The organism is Rhizobium sp. BIGb0125 (assembly GCF_024810055.1).
Taxonomy (GTDB): Bacteria; Pseudomonadota; Alphaproteobacteria; order Rhizobiales; family Rhizobiaceae; genus Agrobacterium.
Genome location: NZ_JANUDV010000001.1, coordinates 478,487 through 496,877, shown reverse-complemented (window position 1 = coordinate 496,877; position 18,391 = coordinate 478,487). Strand labels below are relative to the sequence as shown.

Annotated in this window: 13 protein-coding genes; 9 read left to right on the top strand and 4 right to left on the bottom strand. The window is 56.4% G+C overall.

Translation table 11 applies throughout. The features are described 5' to 3' along the window. Positions 1-64 precede the first annotated feature (64 nt). From bcsA to M2418_RS02215, 9 genes are all read left to right on the top strand, one after another. Complete coding sequence (gene bcsA, locus M2418_RS02255; protein ID WP_250982042.1) at positions 65-2,263, top strand: UDP-forming cellulose synthase catalytic subunit; 2,199 nt, start codon at positions 65-67, stop codon at positions 2,261-2,263. Continuing rightward, positions 2,260-4,743 (top strand): cellulose biosynthesis cyclic di-GMP-binding regulatory protein BcsB, encoded by a 2,484-nt coding sequence (locus M2418_RS02250; RefSeq protein WP_259143507.1) that lies wholly within the window; start codon positions 2,260-2,262, stop codon positions 4,741-4,743. Before bcsA ends, M2418_RS02250 begins: the two co-directional genes overlap by 4 nt. Beyond that, positions 4,740-5,789, top strand: coding sequence for a glycosyl hydrolase family 8 (locus tag M2418_RS02245; RefSeq protein ID WP_405049363.1), 1,050 nt, complete (start codon positions 4,740-4,742; stop codon positions 5,787-5,789). Before M2418_RS02250 ends, M2418_RS02245 begins: the two co-directional genes overlap by 4 nt. Continuing rightward, positions 5,786-8,008, top strand: coding sequence for a cellulose synthase (locus M2418_RS02240; protein WP_259143506.1), 2,223 nt, complete (start codon positions 5,786-5,788; stop codon positions 8,006-8,008). Before M2418_RS02245 ends, M2418_RS02240 begins: the two co-directional genes overlap by 4 nt. Positions 8,009-8,250: 242 nt before the next feature. Further along, on the top strand, positions 8,251-9,774 hold the full coding sequence (locus M2418_RS02235) for a sugar ABC transporter ATP-binding protein (protein WP_259143505.1): 1,524 nt from the start codon (positions 8,251-8,253) through the stop codon (positions 9,772-9,774). A gap of 10 nt (positions 9,775-9,784) precedes the next feature. Continuing rightward, positions 9,785-10,786 (top strand): ABC transporter permease, encoded by a 1,002-nt coding sequence (locus M2418_RS02230; protein WP_259143504.1) that lies wholly within the window; start codon positions 9,785-9,787, stop codon positions 10,784-10,786. Between the two features lie 74 nt (positions 10,787-10,860). After that, a complete protein-coding gene (locus tag M2418_RS02225) occupies positions 10,861-11,814 on the top strand; it encodes a substrate-binding domain-containing protein (RefSeq protein ID WP_250982046.1) in 954 nt (317 codons plus the stop codon). An 83-nt stretch (positions 11,815-11,897) separates the two neighbouring features. After that, the gene (locus M2418_RS02220) at positions 11,898-12,950 is read left to right on the top strand and encodes a sugar phosphate isomerase/epimerase (protein WP_259143501.1); all 1,053 of its coding nucleotides are present in this window, start codon (positions 11,898-11,900) and stop codon (positions 12,948-12,950) included. A 21-nt stretch (positions 12,951-12,971) separates the two neighbouring features. After that, positions 12,972-14,144 carry a Gfo/Idh/MocA family protein gene (locus tag M2418_RS02215; RefSeq protein ID WP_259143499.1) on the top strand — a complete coding sequence of 391 codons (1,173 nt, stop codon included), beginning with the start codon at positions 12,972-12,974 and terminating at the stop codon, positions 14,142-14,144. A gap of 49 nt (positions 14,145-14,193) precedes the next feature. On the opposite strand, the gene M2418_RS02210 is transcribed toward M2418_RS02215, so the two are convergent. From M2418_RS02210 to M2418_RS02195, 4 genes are all read right to left on the bottom strand, one after another. Continuing rightward, a complete protein-coding gene (locus M2418_RS02210; protein WP_259143497.1) occupies positions 14,194-14,946 on the bottom strand; it encodes an ABC transporter ATP-binding protein in 753 nt (250 codons plus the stop codon). Then, on the bottom strand, positions 14,940-16,007 hold the full coding sequence (locus M2418_RS02205) for an iron ABC transporter permease (protein WP_259143495.1): 1,068 nt from the start codon (positions 16,005-16,007) through the stop codon (positions 14,940-14,942). The genes M2418_RS02210 and M2418_RS02205 overlap by 7 nt, the downstream gene beginning before the upstream one ends. After that, the gene (locus M2418_RS02200; RefSeq protein ID WP_259143493.1) at positions 16,007-17,143 is read right to left on the bottom strand and encodes an ABC transporter substrate-binding protein; all 1,137 of its coding nucleotides are present in this window, start codon (positions 17,141-17,143) and stop codon (positions 16,007-16,009) included. The genes M2418_RS02205 and M2418_RS02200 overlap by 1 nt, the downstream gene beginning before the upstream one ends. 101 nt (positions 17,144-17,244) lie before the next feature. Then, positions 17,245-18,378 (bottom strand): ABC transporter substrate-binding protein, encoded by a 1,134-nt coding sequence (locus M2418_RS02195; protein WP_259143491.1) that lies wholly within the window; start codon positions 18,376-18,378, stop codon positions 17,245-17,247. Between the last annotated feature and the right edge of the window lie 13 nt (positions 18,379-18,391).

Sequence of the window (18,391 nt, the reverse complement as noted above, 5' to 3'; positions counted from 1 at the left end):
AGAAATGCCCGCGTGGGCGATAATTACAAAAGCTCAAAAGAGCATGCGAAACAGAAGGTCGCCGATGAGTAAGGCCATTGCCATCCTAGTCTGGTTGCTGACATCGGTCTGCGTACTGACCATCATTACCTTGCCGGTGAGCCTTCAAACGCATCTTATTGCCACGGCAATCTCCATCGTCCTGCTTGGCACGATCAAGACGCTCGATGGGACCGGCCGTTGGCGGCTGATTGGTCTTGCCTTCGGCACGGCCATCGTGCTGCGTTATGTCTACTGGCGCACCACCAGCACCTTGCCTCCGGTCAATCAACTTGAAAACTTCATTCCAGGCTTCCTGCTTTATCTCGCAGAAATGTACAGCGTGCTGATGCTCGGCCTCAGCCTTGTCATCGTTTCGATGCCATTGCCGTCGCGCACATCGAGACCCGGTTCGGAAGACTATCTGCCAACGGTAGATGTGTTCGTTCCAACCTACAATGAGGATTCCGAGTTGCTGGCCAATACGCTGGCCGCAGCCCGCAATATGGACTACCCGGCCGACAAGTTTACCGTGTGGCTGCTGGATGATGGCGGCACCGAACAGAAGCGTAATTCGAACAATATTCCAGACGCACAGGCCGCCTTGCGCCGTCACGAGGAATTGCAGAAATTATGCGCCGATCTCGATGTGCGTTACCTGACCCGTGCCCGCAACGAACACGCCAAGGCAGGTAACCTCAACAACGGCCTTGCTCATTCGACCGGCGAACTGGTGACGGTGTTCGACGCCGACCACGCGCCTGCCCGTGACTTCCTGCGCGAAACTGTTGGTTACTTCGAAAGTGACCCGAAGCTGTTTCTGGTGCAGACACCACACTTCTTCATCAATCCGGACCCGATTGAACGTAACCTCAATACGTTCGAGACAATGCCAAGTGAAAACGAGATGTTTTACGGCATTATCCAGCGTGGTCTGGATAAATGGAACGGCGCATTCTTCTGTGGATCGGCAGCTGTCCTTCGCCGCACCGCCCTTGCCGATACCGATGGCTTCAGCGGCGTCAGCATTACCGAAGACTGCGAAACCGCACTTGCCCTGCATTCGCGCGGCTGGAACAGTATCTATGTCGACAAGCCGCTGATTGCCGGCCTGCAGCCAGCTACCTTTGCCAGCTTCATTGGCCAGCGCAGCCGCTGGGCACAGGGCATGATGCAGATCCTGATCTTCCGTCAACCACTGTTCCGCCGCGGCCTCAGCCTCACCCAGCGCCTGTGCTATATGTCGTCAACGCTGTTCTGGCTGTTCCCATTCCCGCGCACGATCTTCCTGTTCGCGCCGCTGTTTTACCTGTTTTTCGACCTGCAGATCTTTGTCGCATCGGGTGGCGAGTTCCTTGCCTACACCGCAGCCTACATGCTGGTGAACCTGATGATGCAGAACTATCTCTACGGCAATTTCAGATGGCCGTGGATTTCCGAACTCTATGAATATGTGCAGACCGTCCATCTGCTGCCAGCCGTGGTTTCGGTGATCTTCAATCCGAGCAAACCTACCTTCAAGGTGACGGCCAAGGACGAGTCCATCAAGCAAAGCCGCCTGTCGGAAATTAGTCGACCGTTCTTCGTCATCTTTGGCGTACTGCTGGTGGCCATGGCCTTTGCGATCTATCGTATCTATGCCGAGCCCTATAAGGCCGACGTTACGCTGGTGGTGGGTGGCTGGAACCTGCTCAACCTCATTTTTGCCGGCTGCGCACTTGGCGTTGTCTCCGAGCGTGGTGAACGTTCGGCTTCGCGTCGCATCACAGTCAAACGTCGGTGTGACCTGCAAATTGGCGACAGCGATGTATGGCACCCGGCTATCATCGACAACGTTTCGGTTCATGGTCTGCTGATCAACATCTTTGATCGCAACCCGCCAACGGTCGAAAAGAACTCAACGGCTATCATCCGTATCAAGCCCTATGCCGATGGCGTGCCAACGACCATGACCATCAATGTTGTGCGCACCACCAAAAACGACGGTTACACATCGATAGGTGCCACCTTTGCGCCTCAGCAGGCACAGGACCACCGCCTGATCGCTGATCTGATTTTCGCCAACTCCGAACAGTGGACGGCTTTCCAGCGTGCAAGGCGGTCCAATCCAGGCCTGATCCGCGGCACCTTGTCGTTCATGACCATTGCTCTCTATCAGACCAACCGCGGGCTCTATTACCTGTTCCGCGGCATGCGGGGTGAACCACAAGCACCAGCAGCCGGTGCGAAGGGTGGCAAACAATGAAACAACGTCTTGTTTCCGCACTTCTGCTGGCATCCGTTTCGACATTTGCCTATGCGCAGTCAAACCCGTTTGACATGACCGGCGAGCGTCCAACCAACCCGCCAGCTGCCGCACCACCAGCGGTTACTCCGCCACGCGCTCCTACTCCGGCTGTGCCACCTGTCGCTCCACCTGCAACACCACAGGTATCAACACCGCCTGTCCGGCCACCGGTTGCACCGCAGCCCACATATCAGCAGCCCGCACCCGCCGCGCCAACTCCGGTACAACAACCGGCCAGCAATCAGGCAACGCCGCAGGCACCGGCAAGGCCTACAGCTGCGGCAGCTGTTGATGACCGCAAACGTTTTCTGTTGCCGTTTAAAAGTCTTAGCCTTTCCGGCGAGACCGAACGCAAGCAATGGACAATCTATCTGACGCCGGAACAGGCACAGACGGCGACATCCCTGCGGATCGGTTACCAGAACTCGATCGTGGTGGCGCCTGAAAGCTCTAACCTGAGCGTCCGCATCAACAACACCATGCTGCCACCCAGCCCAATTTCTTCGCCGGATGGGGAAGGCAGCGCCTTGATGCCAATTCCTCCCGGCACCTTGCAGGCGGGAGCCAATGTCATCGCCTTCGCGGCACAGCAGCGGCACCGCACTGACTGCACCGCACAATCGACCTATGATCTGTGGACAGACATCAACCCCGCTGAGACCTACATCAACTTCGGAGCCGATGTCGCCAATCGCATACAAAGTATCGATGACATCAGCGCAACGGGCCTCGATGCTTCCGGCGTAACCACAATCATCATCGTGGCGCCGACACTGTCCAACCCGGCATTTTCCGACCAGTTGCTGCGCCTGTCACAGGCACTTGCATTGCGCACCCAGATGCCGAACCAGAATGTTGTTGTGACAACAGAAATGCCGGCGACACAGCCTCCCGGCACCTTGACCGTAGTTGTGGGCACCACACGCGAAATTGCACCATTGGCTGGCGAACTGCCGCCAGAAGCCCTGGCTGCGGCGTATTCCGGTTTCGAAATGGATGCCAACCGCGCCTATGCGCCTCTGCTTGTCACCGGGCCGACACCACAGGCAGTCCAATCGGCAATCGACACGCTGTTCACGGCCATGGAACGCCCTGCCGGCTCGGTCAGAAGCACGCTTTACACCAAGGCATGGCACGGGCCCGATACGCCATTGGTAATGAGTGATCGGCGCATTGCCTTTTCAGAACTTGGCATTCAAAGCAGCGAGTTTTCCGGACGACGTTTCCAGACCGACTTCATGATCGGCGTTCCCTCAGACTTCTTTGCAGATGCCTATGGCGAAGCAACCTTGCTGCTCGACGCCGCCTATTCGGATGAAGTACTGCCGGGCAGCCAGATCAACATCTACGTCAACGGCAATATTGCGTCCACGGTACCGATCTCAAACAATGGCGGCGGTATATTCCGTCATTTACCTATCAATCTGACGCTACGTCATTTTGTCCCCGGCGCCAACGCCATTTCTATGGAAGCAGTGTTGTTGACCGAGGCGGACAAGGCCTGCCTGCCCGGTGCTACGGCCAGCGAAACGCCGAGATTTGCGTTGTTCGACACGTCCGAATTTTACATGCCAAACTTCGCCCTTCTTGGCAAAAAACCTGATCTCGCTGCTACCAGTGGCGTCGGCCAGCCTTACCGCGCAGACAATAGCCCGGTAGCAATTTCTCTGGACCGCGCCGATAGCGAAAGTCTGTCGACCGCAGCAACGCTGGTCAGCCGCCTCGCCATGTCCGCCGGGCACCCTATTCCGGTTGAAACTGTGGCCTCGGCCTCGGCAGTTGGCGACCGAGATGCAATTTTCGTTGGCACCGTCTCCCAAATGCAGCAGGCATTGCTTGCACAATTCAACATCACACCGTCAAGCCAGGTTTCCTGGCTAGGAGGCCAAGGCGCCAACCAGAATGGCGACAATACCGAAGTCATGTTTGATGACTGGCGTCGCAAGGTTAACAACGGCAAATGGCAAGGACAGATCTCCTCCTTCGAGGAATGGATGAAGCGCAACTTTGACATCAGTCCGGATACGCTACGCTTCCTACCATCTGCGGAAGAATCCTATTCTCCGCCAGCCAATGTCTCATTCATGCTGGCTCAAGGCTTGAGCCCGTCCGGTGGCGGTGTGTGGACCATGGCGACAGCACCAAACTCCAGTGATTTGCGCACCGGCATGGCCGCCATTTCCGAGGAAACCCGCTGGCGCAAGGTAGCAGGCCGCGTCACCACCTATGATGCCGCAACCGACACGGTGCAGAGCATTCCGGTGCAGCAGCCACGTTTTTATGTGACACGCGAATTCTCGTTATCAAACTGGCGTTTGATTGCTGCCAACTGGCTTTCCACCAATGTCCTTTCCTATTCGCTGGCCTTTGTTGGTTTTCTCTGCCTTTTGGGTGTGATCACCACGGCCATGCTGCGCATGATGGGGAGACGCAAATGACGCCCTCTATCTTGCGCGCATTGCGTATCGCCGGATTTGCCCTGATGGCCGCCCTTCCCGCCAAATCCTTTGCCGCAACAATCGATGCACTGGCATGGAGCGCCTACAAGGCTGCGTTTCTGGACAACAGCGGTCGGATCATTGATACCGGCAATGGCAACATCAGTCACAGTGAGGGCCAGGGTTATGGCATGTGGTTGTCGGTGCTGGCTGATAATCCAGCGGATTTTGAACTGATCTGGTCCTTCACCAAAACCGAACTGCTGGTACGCAATGATGGTTTGGCCGCCTGGAAATGGGACCCTCAGGCAAACCCGCATATTACCGACATAAACAATGCGACTGACGGCGATATCCTGATTGCCTACGCGCTGGCTCTGGCGGCACAACAGTGGAACCGCTCGGACTACCAGCAGACCGCACGCACCATCATCGATACGATCGCACAAAAGGCTGTGATCCAAAACGCGGGGCGCACATTGCTTCTGCCGGCCGTCGAGGGGTTCTCATCCAGCGAGCGCGCTGATGGACCGGTTATCAATCCGTCCTATCTGATTTTCGAAGCTTTTCCGGTGTTTGATGCCCTCTCGCCCTCGCCAGTGTGGCAGGCATTGACAAATGATGGCGTTGCGCTGCTCGACAGCTTCTCTTTCGGTGATCGCAAATTGCCTGCCGACTGGGTGTCCATGAAGCGTAGGCCACAACCGGCCGAAGGTTTTGCCCCTGAGTTCGGTTACAATGCCGTTCGTATTCCGCTTTATCTCGCGCAGGCAAAGGCAGGTACTGCCGCCCTTTATAACCGGCTGCTGACCGGCATGAGTGCAGACAATGGCAATATTGCAACGATTGATCTCAGGCAGAATGCGGTGAAGGACACGTTGTCCGACCCCGGTTACCGTATCGTTGCGGCCATTGCTGCCTGTGCAGCCAATGGCACCAAGATCCCCGAAGATCTGCGCAGCTTCAGTCCAACCCTCTATTACCCCTCGACCCTGCACCTGCTGGCCCTGTCCGCAGCGACGCAGACACATCGGGAGTGCCTATGAAAACCACACCGCTTCTCGTATCCACCGCTCTTCTGGCCGCAGTCGGTTTTGTCGCCGTCGAATGGCGAAGCGAAATCATGGGCCAAGTGACAGGCGTACATGGCAAGCCCGCGCAAAGCGGGCTGCTGGCGTTGCAGCCAACACCGTCTGCAGCACCTGCGCCCTACAGCGTGCCTGACAACAGCCAGAGACCCATTGAAGTGGCACAGCTGTCAAATGAACTGCCAGCGCAGCAAACCGCACAGGCACGTGTCCCGCAGACCACTACCGCCCCGCAGCCAGTAGCCACTGCTGTGCCGCAGGTAGACGAAAGTGCATTGCGTTATTTTGCAACGCAGGGCGACACGGCCCGTCTGAACGCCGAAATTGCCCGCCTGAAGTCGCTTTATCCCAACTGGGTTCCACCGGAAAATCCACTTGCTGTACCGCCGGTTGGCGATCCGCAGCTTGAAAACATGTGGAAGCTGTATTCCGAGTCGCGTTACGCGGAAGTTCGCAAGGCCATTGTCGATCGTCAGCAGGCTGAGGCCGGTTGGCAGCCTCCGGCCAACCTGCTCGAAACGCTCGACATGGCAGAGGCCCGCATCAAACTCGTCAATGCATCCAACCTCAAACAATATGCGACGGTAATTGAGGTGGCGGCTGCCAACTCCGGCCTTTTGACATGCAGCGAGGTCGATACGTTGTGGCGCGTTGCCGAAGCCTTCGCTCAAACCAATCGCGATAATCGCGCCCGCGATGCCTACATGTATGTGTTGACCAATTGCACGCAGGAAAATGAACGCCTGGCAACCGTGCAGAAGGCCGCCGCTTTGCTGCCGCCCGCCATGACCGAGGAGCTGCTGGCGCAGGAAAAAACCAAGGCAGACGGAACACTTGAATTCGAACCGGTCAAGAATGATCTTGCCCGCCAGTTTGTCGCCAATGGCGGCACGGACGCAAAACTCACCGTCGCTCCGACCTATGTAAGTCGCTTGGAACGTCTTGCGGAAACCGATGGGCTGGCCAGCGATGATCTGTTGCTTGGCTGGTACTACATTATGCGGGAAAACGTCACCGACGCAGAAAAATGGTTCCGCAAAGCACACGACAAGGAGAACTCTGCATCAGCCTCTCAGGGTCTGGCACTTGCTCTTCTTGCACGTGACAAACCGCAGGAAGCCGAAGAGATCATGTATGAGTGGCGTGATGCATCTGACGATGCTCACAAGACCTATCTGGCAGCAACCGCCAACCTTCTGGCGCTCGAACCGCCTGTTCCCTTGGATGCCGAGGTTTTGAAACGCATTGGCCAGGAAACCGTCAAGGCGAAAGACCCGGCAACCGCCCAGGAATTTGGTTGGTATGCCCGCGCTTTCCAACAGCCACAACTAGCCATTCAGTGGTTTACAACGGCCCTCGGCTGGAAGGCTGATGACGAACCATCTGCCTATGGTCTGGCATTGACCAATCACGAACTTGCCAATTTGCCGGAAACCCGCCGCATTCAACAAGAATGGGCAGGTCGCTCAGAGCGCATTGCCCAGGTTGGTCAGGTTCAGGCGGTCAATACCGCGCCACGCACCGTCTATCCCCAGGCATATTCCACGGCACCTGTCGCGCAGGCGCCTGTTGACACGCGACCAGCCGCGGCAATTGTCCCGAGACAACCCCGTGTTGTTGCCGCCGACCGAGGTGGATCCCCGCAACAACGTGGCTGCAACCTGAACAGCCGTCCGCAAAATCTGTCATCGCAAACTGCCTTGCAACAGGGTTGGTGCCTGATGGAGGCCAACCGGCCCGCCGAGGCACTTAAAGCCTTTGAATCTGCCCTGCGCAGCGACCAGTCCAATATTCGCAGTGATGCCGCTTACGGCCAAAGCCTCGCTTATCTGCGCATGGGTCTGACCGACAATGCCGCCGTTTCGGCCGCCAAGGGTGGCATGGACAAGGGCAAGGCAACAGAATTGCAGGTCGCAATCCTGACTGATCGCGCGCTGGCGGCCTATCGCAACGGCCGTTACCCGGAAACGCTGATCATGCTGGATCAACGGTCGCGTTTTGCAACGGAACGCACCGACCTTATGGTCATCAGAGGGTATTCCTACCTCAACATGAAACGGTATGCCGACGCGATCCAGATTTTCGAAAGCGTTGCAGCGACCGGCAACCGCGATGCTGTATTGGGTCTTGCCAACGCCCGCAGCGCCAGAGCTGCGGCCTCCGGCGCGGATTACTAAAACACTCAAAGAGCGAAGTTTGACAGGACTTCGCTCTTTTGATGTTCACGAAAAGCGTTATTCGAACGAATTTGCTTTACGTACCTCACAATGAAGGCTAGCCTTACATAAGGTCATGGTGAGCATGAAAAATGCCACCGAGCCGGAGCTTTGGGAGGAGTTCACGTGCAGCCAGAAAACCGGTGGACGCACAGCTTTTTGCTGGCGGCCTTAGCAGACATGCAGCCTGCGGGACGCGCCCTATGACGGCGCAGGGCAAAGATACCGCGTCTTTGATTCTCGAAGCCGCCTCACTCAACAAGTCTTTCGGCCCCGTACAGGTTTTGCACGACATCAATCTTCAGGTTTATGCCGGGGAGGTTCACGCCATCATTGGCGAGAATGGCGCTGGCAAATCGACATTAATGAAGTTATTCGCCGGAAATGAACGTCCCACAAACGGCGAACTGCGCATTGACAAGAAACCGGTTACATTCGCCGGCCCCGTGGATGCGGAAAGCCACGGCGTCGTGCTGGTCCATCAGGAAATCCTGCTGGCACCGGATTTGACCGTTGCACAGAATATCTACCTTGGCCGCGAGTTGACGCGTGGCCCTGTCGTTGATGATGCCGCCATGCGCGAAGGTGCCGCCAAGGCGATCCGTGATCTTGGCGCAGTCATCGATCCGGATGCCATCGTTGGCCGCCTGTCGATTGCCCAGAGGCAGTTGGTGCAGATCGCCCGGGTTCTGCTGGTGCCGCACCGTCTGGTCATTTTCGATGAGCCAACCGCATCGCTCTCCCCTGTCGAAACCGATGCACTGCTGGCTGTCATCCGTGACATCAAGGCCAAGGGTGTCGCCGTTCTCTATATTTCGCACCGTCTGCCGGAAGTGAAGGAGATTGCCGATCGCGTCACCGTCCTGCGTGACGGTCGCCTGATTGGCACCCATGACGCCGCATCACTTAACCCGGCAGATATGGCTCGGCTGATGGTGGGGCGTGATGTTTCCAAGCTCTACCCGGACCGCAAAGCAGCGGCCGCACGGGAACCGGTGCTGGAAGTCGATAACTTCACCGTATCAGGCTACGTCACCGACGCCAGTTTCAAACTGCAAAAGGGTGAAATTCTTGGCTTTGCCGGGCTGGTCGGCGCGGGCCGCACAGAACTGATGGAGGGGGTTGTTGGTCTGCGACCTGCAAGCGGCACTATCCGGCACAATGGCAACCAGGCACGCTTTCGTGACGCACAGGAAAGCCTGAAAGCAGGCATTGTTTACCTGAGTGAAGATCGCAAGGGCAAAGGCTTGCTGCTCGGCAAGGATCTGCGCATCAACCTTACCCTCGCCTCACTCAGACATTTCGTCAGCGGCCTGCAGATTGATGCGCGCAAGGAACGGCAGGCATTGGACGACGCTATCCGCGACTTCGATATCCGCACGGGCCGCAAGGATTTGCTGGCAGGTCAGCTTTCCGGCGGCAATCAGCAAAAACTGTTGCTGGCAAAAATGATGATGCTCAATCCATCCATCGTCATCATCGATGAGCCGACACGCGGCATCGACATCGGCACAAAGGAACAGATCTACCGCTTCATCGTCGGGCTGGCCGAACAGGGAAAATCGGTGATCGTCGTTTCATCGGAAATGCCGGAGTTGATCGGCATCTGCGACCGCATCGTTGTCATGCGCTCCGGCCACATCGCCGGGGAAGTGACAGGCGATGCAATGACGGAACATGAAATCGTTGTGCTGGCAACAGGCGTCAGCTCTGAAAAAGTTGCTTAAGGGGGATTGAATGACAGACGCCGCTGCCGAAAAAACCAAGGCACCCAAAACCTCGAAAGACTGGGATTTACGCGCTGTCGCGCCCTTTGTCGCGCTGGCGCTTTTGCTGGTGCTCGGCACCATTGCCAACCCCAACTTCATCGGCATCGACAACCTGCTCAACGTCATCACCCGCAGCGCCTTCATCGCGATTATCGCACTTGGCGCAACCTATGTGATTTCGGCTGGTGGGCTTGATCTTTCCGTCGGATCCATGGTGGCTTTTGTCGCCAGCCTGATGATCCTGTTCATCAATAGCGGCACGATAGCCGATCCGACACGGATGTTGCTGACAGCCATGGTGCTGGCGCTGGTCATTGGCGCGATGTGTGGCCTTGCCAATGGTCTGATCACAACGATTGGGCGCATTGAGCCGTTCATCGCAACACTTGGCACGATGGGCATCTATCGCGGTTTGACGACATGGCTATCGCAAGGTGGCGCAATCACCCTGCGCAATTCGGAAATTCAGGCCATGTACCGCCCGGTCTATTTCGGCACGGTGTTTGGCGTTCCGGTTCCCGTTCTGGTCATTTTCATCACCGCTGCCATCGCCGCATTCGTGCTCTACCGCACCCGCTACGGCCGCCATGTCATTGCTGTTGGCTCCAGTGAAGACGTCGCCCGTTACTCCGGTATTTCCGTCAACCGGGTTCGCACCATTGCTTATGTCGTGCAGGGTCTGTGCGTCGCAGTTGCGGTACTTCTTTACGTGCCACGCCTTGGCTCGACCTCTGCAACAACGGGCATGTTGTGGGAATTGCAGGCCATTACCGCCGTGGTCGTGGGTGGTACGGCGCTACGTGGAGGTGTCGGCCGCATATGGGGTACCGTTTGTGGCGCTTTCATTCTTGAGATCGTCGGCAACATCATGCTGCTGTCCAACTTCGTCAGCGAATATCTGATTGGGGCCATTCAGGGGGCCATCATTATCATTGCCATGCTGGTCCAGAGATCCTTGACCCGCAAATAGCAGGATTGGCCGGGCCGTTGGGGCGAGCCTGGTTGAGGAGGAGACGTGCCCCGCAATCTTTTGGGAGAAAGATCATGCGAACGAAAATATTAGGCATCGCGTTTGCAGCACTTGCGGCATCATTTGCCGGATCCGTGCATGCTCAGGACAAAAAAGTCACCATCGGCGTTTCCATTCCGGCAGCCGACCACGGCTGGACAGCCGGTGTGGTGTATCATGCAGAACGTGTCGCCAAGCTGCTGATGCAGGAACACCCTGGTCTCAACGTCATCGTAAAGACCTCCGCTGACCCAGCCAGCCAGGCCAACGCCCTGCAAGACCTTTCCGTACAGGGACTGGACGCGCTGGTTGTTCTGCCAACCGACCCGGATCCGCTGACAAACGCCATCAAGGAAATCAAGGACAAGAAAACCTTTGTTGCCCTGGTTGACCGTGCACCAAGTGTCAACGACAACACCATCCGCGATCTCTACGTGGCCGGTAACAACCCTGCACTTGGCCAGGTGGCCGGTGAATACATCAAGGCCACAACCCCTGACGCCGAAGTTGTGGTTATCAGAGGCATGCCAATCCCTATCGACCAGCAGCGTCAGGACGGTTTTGACAAGGGTATTGCCGGTTCCAACGTCAAGGTTCTCGACCGTCAGTACGGCAACTGGAACCGCGACGATGCCTTCCGCGTCATGCAGGACTACCTGACCAAGTACAAGAAGATCGACGTGGTCTGGTGTCAGGATGACGACATGGCGGTCGGTGTGCTCGAAGCCATCCAGCAGGCAAAACGCACCGACATTCAATACGTGGTCGCAGGTGCGGGCTCCAAGGACATGATCAAGCGCGTCATGGATGGCGACAAGCTCGTACCGGTTGACGTGCTTTACCCACCTGCAATGGTCGCAACAGCCATGCAGCTGACCGCCGCGCATTTCTACGATCAGGTTCCGGTTAGCGGCGAATACATTCTCGACGCAACCCTGATCACCAAGGACAATGCCGAGCAGTTCTACTTCCCGGATTCCCCGTTCTGATATCGCAAACTGCAATGCGCCCGCCTGCGGGCGCATTCACCCCATTCCTATGTTTTTTGTATGTTCGATAATGGAGGGTATTTATGAAGACGATCAAAGGACCTGCCTTGTTTCTGGGCCAGTTCGCGGGCGATACCGCCCCGTTCAACACCTGGGACGGCATTACAAAATGGGCCGCCGAAAAAGGGTACATCGGCGTGCAGGTGCCGACATGGGCAAGCCAGCTGATCGATCTGAAAAAAGCCTCGGAATCGAAAGACTATTGCGATGAATTTGCCGGTGTCGCCCGCCAGAACGGCATCGAAGTAACGGAGCTTTCCACCCACTTGCAGGGACAGTTGGTCGCCGTTCACCCGGCCTATGATGAAGCGTTTGACGGTTTTGCAGTGCCGGAAGTGCGCGGCAATCCAAAGGCGCGCCAGCAATGGGCGGTAGAACAGGTCAAGATGGCCCTGAAAGCCTCCCGCAATATGGGTATCAAGGCCCATGCAACATTTTCAGGGGCGCTAGCCTGGCCTTTTGTCTACCCATGGCCACAACGGCCAGCCGGCCTGGTCGAAGCCGCCTTTGACGAGCTGGCAAAACGCTGGACACCAATTCTCAACTACGCCGATGAACAGGGTGTCGATATCGCCTATGAGATCCACCCCGGCGAAGACCTGCATGACGGTGTAACATTTGAAATGTTCCTGGAGCGGGTGAAAAACCACCCTCGCGCCAACATGCTCTACGACCCCTCGCACTATGTGCTGCAGTGCCTCGATTATCTCGACAACATCGATATCTACAAGGACCGCATCAAGATGTTCCACGTCAAGGATGCGGAGTTTAACCCGACCGGCCGACAGGGCGTTTATGGCGGTTATCAGAGCTGGGTAAATCGTGCCGGACGTTTTCGTTCGCTGGGCGACGGACAGGTGGACTTCGGTGCAGTGTTTTCCAAAATGGCTGCTAATGATTTTGATGGCTGGGCCGTGGTCGAGTGGGAATGCGCACTCAAACATCCGGAAGATGGTGCCCGCGAAGGCGCAGAATTCGTCAAAGCCCATATTATCCGCGTCACTGAAAAGGCATTTGACGACTTTGCCTCCAGTGGCACCGATGACGCCGCAAACCGCCGCATGTTGGGCCTGTAAAAAAGCTCCAAGAGGAACACGATGACTATTGAAGCAAAAACGACCGAAACAGCCACCAGCCGCATTCGTCTGGGCATGGTCGGCGGCGGTATCGGCGCATTTATTGGCGGCGTGCACCGCATGGCAGCGCGTCTGGACAACCGCTTTGAACTGGTGGCCGGCGCCCTCTCCTCCTCACCTGACAAGGCCGTGGCCTCGGGTCATGAACTAGGCCTGAGCCCGGACCGCGTCTATTCCAGTTACAAGGATATGGCGATCCGCGAAGCCCGGCTGAAAAACGGCATTGAGGCGGTCGCGATCGTCACGCCGAACAATGTGCATTACGAGGCGGCACGTGAATTTCTCAAACGTGGCATTCACGTCATCTGCGACAAACCGCTGACCTCTTCACTCGCTGACGCCAAGAAACTGAAAAAGGCAGCTGACGAAAGCGGTGCGCTGTTCATCCTAACCCACAATTACACCGGCTACCCCATGGTGCGGCAAGCCCGCGAAATGATATCGGCCGGCGAGCTCGGCGACCTGCGTGTCGTTCAGGTCGAATATGCGCAGGATTGGTTGACCGAAGCGCTTGAAACAACCGGCGCCAAGGGTGCGGTATGGCGTACCGACCCCAAACAATCAGGCGTTGGCGGCTCCACGGGCGATATCGGCACCCATGCCTTCAATCTGGCCTCCTTCGTCACCGGACTGACATTGGACAGTCTGGCCGCAGATCTCGACAGCTTCGTTGAAGGCCGTCGTGTTGATGACAACGCCCACGTGATGTTGCGTTTTGCCGGCGGTGCCAAAGGCATGTTGTGGTGCAGTCAGGTGGCTCCCGGCAACGAAAACTCTCTGAAACTACGGGTTTTCGGCACCAAGGGCGGGCTGGAATGGGCCCAGGAAGATCCCAACCGTCTGTGGTTCACACCCTTTGGTCAGGAAAAGCGGTTGATTACCCGTGGTGGTGCTGGCGCAGGTGCAGCAGCAGCCCGCGTCACCCGCATTCCCGGCGGCCATCCCGAGGGATATCTGGAAGCCTTTGCCACCATCTACACCGAAGCCGCCCATGCCATCGAGGCAAGGCGCAACGGCAAGACCGTCGACAAATCAGTGGTCTATCCAACCGTTGATGATGGTGTGAATGGCGTAGCCTTCATTGAGGCTTGCGTTGCTTCATCGCGGAAAAATGCCGCCTGGGTAAAGCTGTAAAAAACAACGCTTCCGGCTTCGCTAGGAAACCGGAAGCGTTCTCCAAGTCTCAGAGCGCGCCATCCACGATCACCAGCGGGCGACCCAGCGAGCAGTTTTCGATGCGTGCCTCAATCTTGTAGATGTCCCGTAGCATATCGGCATTGATCACATCAGATGTGTCGCCGCTGACGATCATCTCACCTTTTGCAATAACGATAGTGCTCTCGCAGTAACGAAGCGCATGGTTGAGGTCGTGCAGTGCAATAAGCACGATCATGCCATTCTTTTTGGCCAGATCGGCCACGAAACCCAGCACCTCAATCTGGCGATGCAGGTCAAGTGCCGAGGTCGGCTCATCCATCAGCAGCACTTCCGGCCTGCGCACCAGCGCCTGCGCCAGCGAGACCAGCTGGCGCTGACCACCCGAGAGTTCACCGAGACCACGAAACGCCAAATCTTCAATACGCAATGCCTTCAAGATGGCATCGATCTCATTGAGCTCACTGTCCTGAACACGCCAGCCTCCACCCTGTTTGGCAGATAGCAGGATGGATTCGTACACGGTCAAAACCGCGTTCGCACCGGTATCCTGCGGCATGTAACATATGGTGCGATCACCCCGTTCCGTATCGGAAAGCTGCACCAGGCCGGGGCCGGAAATGAGCCCCGCAATACGCTTGAACAGTGTCGATTTGCCAGCCGCGTTTGGTCCAATAACCGCCGTCACACTGCCGCTTTGCAGAAGATCGATGCCGACCTTTGAAAGAACGGTAACGCGACCGTAGGCCGCGCCGACATCCTTGAGAGCAAGGGCTACCATGCGCGCCTCCTGTTGGAAAAGATCAGAACGAAGAAGAAGGGAACGCCAACCAGCGCGGTGATGACACCGATCGGCAGGATAGCGCCTGGAATAAGCATCTTGCTGACAACCGAGGTCACGGACAACAGCAGTGCACCGCAGATGACCGAACCCGGCAGGAAGAAGCGCTGGTCCTCACCCACCACCATACGCGCAATGTGCGGGCCAACCAGACCGACAAAACCGATTGTCCCGACAAAGGACACCGGAATGGCAGCCAGCAGGCTGACGGTCAGCATGGTCTGCAAACGCAAGCGACGAACATTGACGCCCATGCTGGCAGCCTTGTCGTCACCAAGACGAAGTGCCGTCAACGCCCAAGCGTTTTTCATGAACAAGGGCACCGTCAGCACAATGATGCCACCGGTCACATAGACCTTCATCCATGTTGCCTTGGTCAGGCTACCCATGGTCCAGAACACAACTGCGGCCAGTGCCTGTTCCGATGCCAGATATTCGAGCAGCGACAGCGCAGCGTTGAAGGTGAACACCAAGGCAATGCCGAGCAGAACAATGGTTTCCACGCTGACACCACGCATGGTGGATGCAAAATGAATGAACATTGCAGCCAGCATCGCCATCAGAAACGCGTTGATCGGCACCATGTAGTGTACGGCACCAGGAAAAATCGCGACCCCACCCACCAGTGCCAAAGCAGCGCCAAAGCTGGCCGCAGCCGAGATACCAAGCGTAAACGGGCTGGCAAGCGGGTTGGACAGTATGGTCTGCATCTGCGCACCGGCAACCGAAAGCGATGCCCCGACTGTCACGGCCATCAAGGCAATCGGCATACGAATATCCCAGATAACCACACGAAGCTGGTCAGTGACCGAAGCCGGATCAAGGATCGCACCAACAACCTGCGATAAAGTGTATCGCGCCGGGCCAAGAGCCATGTCTGCCGCGAGACTAACACACAGGGCAAAAACCAGCCCCGCCAGAATGATAATCCTGCGTGTGGCAAGAGCGCGATATTGATCGCGCCCTGTTACTTTGACCTCGATTTCACTCAAGGAAGCCATCAGTTCGAACCTTTTTCGAGAGAGACGAAATATCCCGGCTTATACGTCACCGGCAGGAATTTCCTATGGAATTCCTCAAAAATCTTCTCCGGGTCCAGATCGGCAAAGATGTCCGGATGGAACCACTTCGCAAATTGCTGGATTGGGAAAAACTCATATGGCGCGCCATAAAACTGGTGCCAGACTCCATGAACCTGACCATTCTTGACGGCAGACAGGTTGGGAAATGGCGTGCGTGTCATGAGATTGGCAAGACGGTCGCGCGCCACCACCATGTCGGCCCCACGACCGAGCGGGACAAACTGGTTGATATCGGATTCAGCGGCCCAATTGGAGCCGGTCACGATGACATGGGCTGGATCCGAAACCACAAGCTGTTCCGGGTTGAGATCGCCAAAGGTGGTCTTGATAATCCCCTCAGCTACATTGTGCCCGCCAGCCAGATCAACCATCGCGCCGAAATTGGCGGGGCCAAATGTGCGGCAGCAGGTGTTCTCACCCGAGATACCTGGCGAGCGTTCGATGAACACATTAGGGCGTTTCAGATCCTTGATGCCAGCCAGCCTGTCGATGACGCGGGCAATTTCTGCACGGCGATAGGCAATGAATTCTTCTGCCCGCTGTTCCGCACCAAAAAGCTGGCCAAGAATACGGATTGATTTTTCGCTGTTCTTGTCCGGGTCAATTCGGAAATCAAGATAGATGACCTTGATGCCGGCAGCCGCAGCCTTTTCTTCAAAGCCGCTTTCCTTGGCACCCTTTTCGGCCTCAAGGTTCAATGTGATGACGTCAGGTGTCAGCGAAATTGCGGTCTCGAGGCTGAAATCGCCTTGCGGGATGTAACCGAAACGGGGCAAATCCGCCAATGCCGGAAACTTTTCGACATAGGCCGTATAACTATCAGGATCTTTTTTGATCAGGTCATCGCGCCACCCGACAATGCTGTCGAATGTCTGATCACCTTTCAGCGCAGCGATAACGTGGATCTGCCGGGCTTCACCAACTATCACGCGCTTGGCGGGCAACTCGATCTCGACCGTATGTCCCGTGACATCGGTAATTTCAGCAGCGAATGCCGGCATTGCCAGAAGCGAAACGGCGAGCACCGTTACATGGCGAAACATCTTGAACCGCATGGGTGGTCCCTCTCTCTTTAATCAGAAATGGCGAGGCTGCAATTTTGCAGCCTCGCCTGTCGATCAACCGGCACACCCCCATGCACCGTCAGTCGTCTTTTTTACTCTGCGTCCTTCAGCGACACGAAGTAGCCGGACTTGTAATCCAACGGCAGGAAACGTGCGTGCAACTCCTTGAAGGTTGCTTCAGGGTCCAGGTCCTTGAACAGATCAGGGTGCAGCCACTTGGCAATTTCCTGAATGGCAACGAACTGGTACGGATTGTTGTAGAACTGGTGCCAGATGGCATGGACATTGCCATCCTTGACCGCCTGCACACCGGTAAAGGCCGGACGCTTGGTCAGGTTTTCCAGTTTGCGGCGGGCTTCTTTCAAATCAGCGCCATAACCGACACCAACCCAGTTACCACCGGGAACATAAGCGTCCCACTTACCACCCGTCACGATGATCTGGTCAGGGTTCGAAGCAATGACCTGTTCAGGATTAACGGTACCGAAAGTGCCGGGAATGATGTCCTTGGCCATGTTGATGCCACCGGCAATCTCAACCATCTTTCCGAAGTTCTCGTTGCCGAAAGACATGCAGCAATCATCGGAATAACCACCTGCGCGTTCGATGAAAACAACAGGCTTCTTAGGATTGTTCCTTTCCAGAACGTCCGTGACACTCTTGATGCTGTCGGCGCGGAACTTGATGAAATCTTCAGCCAGTTGCTCCTTGCCCATCAGCTTGCCCATGACGCGCATGCTTGGCTCGGTGTTTTCCATCGGCTTTTCACGGAAGTCGACATATACAAGCGGAATGCCAACCTTGCCGAGCTTCTCGATGTAACCGGCTTCTTCCGTCGCCGTCTTGGCATCGATGTTCATCAAGATAACGTCGGGCTTCAGCGCCACTGCCTGCTCAATGTCAAATGTACCATCCTTCATACCACCAAAAGTCGGCAGCTTGGCGATGTCAGGATATTTGGCCAGATAGGCCTCATAGGTTTCAGGGTCAGCCTTTGGCAGGTCATCGCGCCAGCCAACCACGTGTTCAAACGGGTTGTTCTTGTCTAGAGCAGCAAGGAAGTAGATCTGACGGCCTTCGCCAAGAATGACATTTTTGACAGGCACATTCACCTCAACGTCACGGCCCGTGACGTCCTTGAGGGTGACCTTGTCTGCAAATGCCGGCCATACGCTCGACACGAGAAGACCCATTGCAAGTACAGTTGATTTGCCTGTAATGCGCATTGAAATTGCTCTC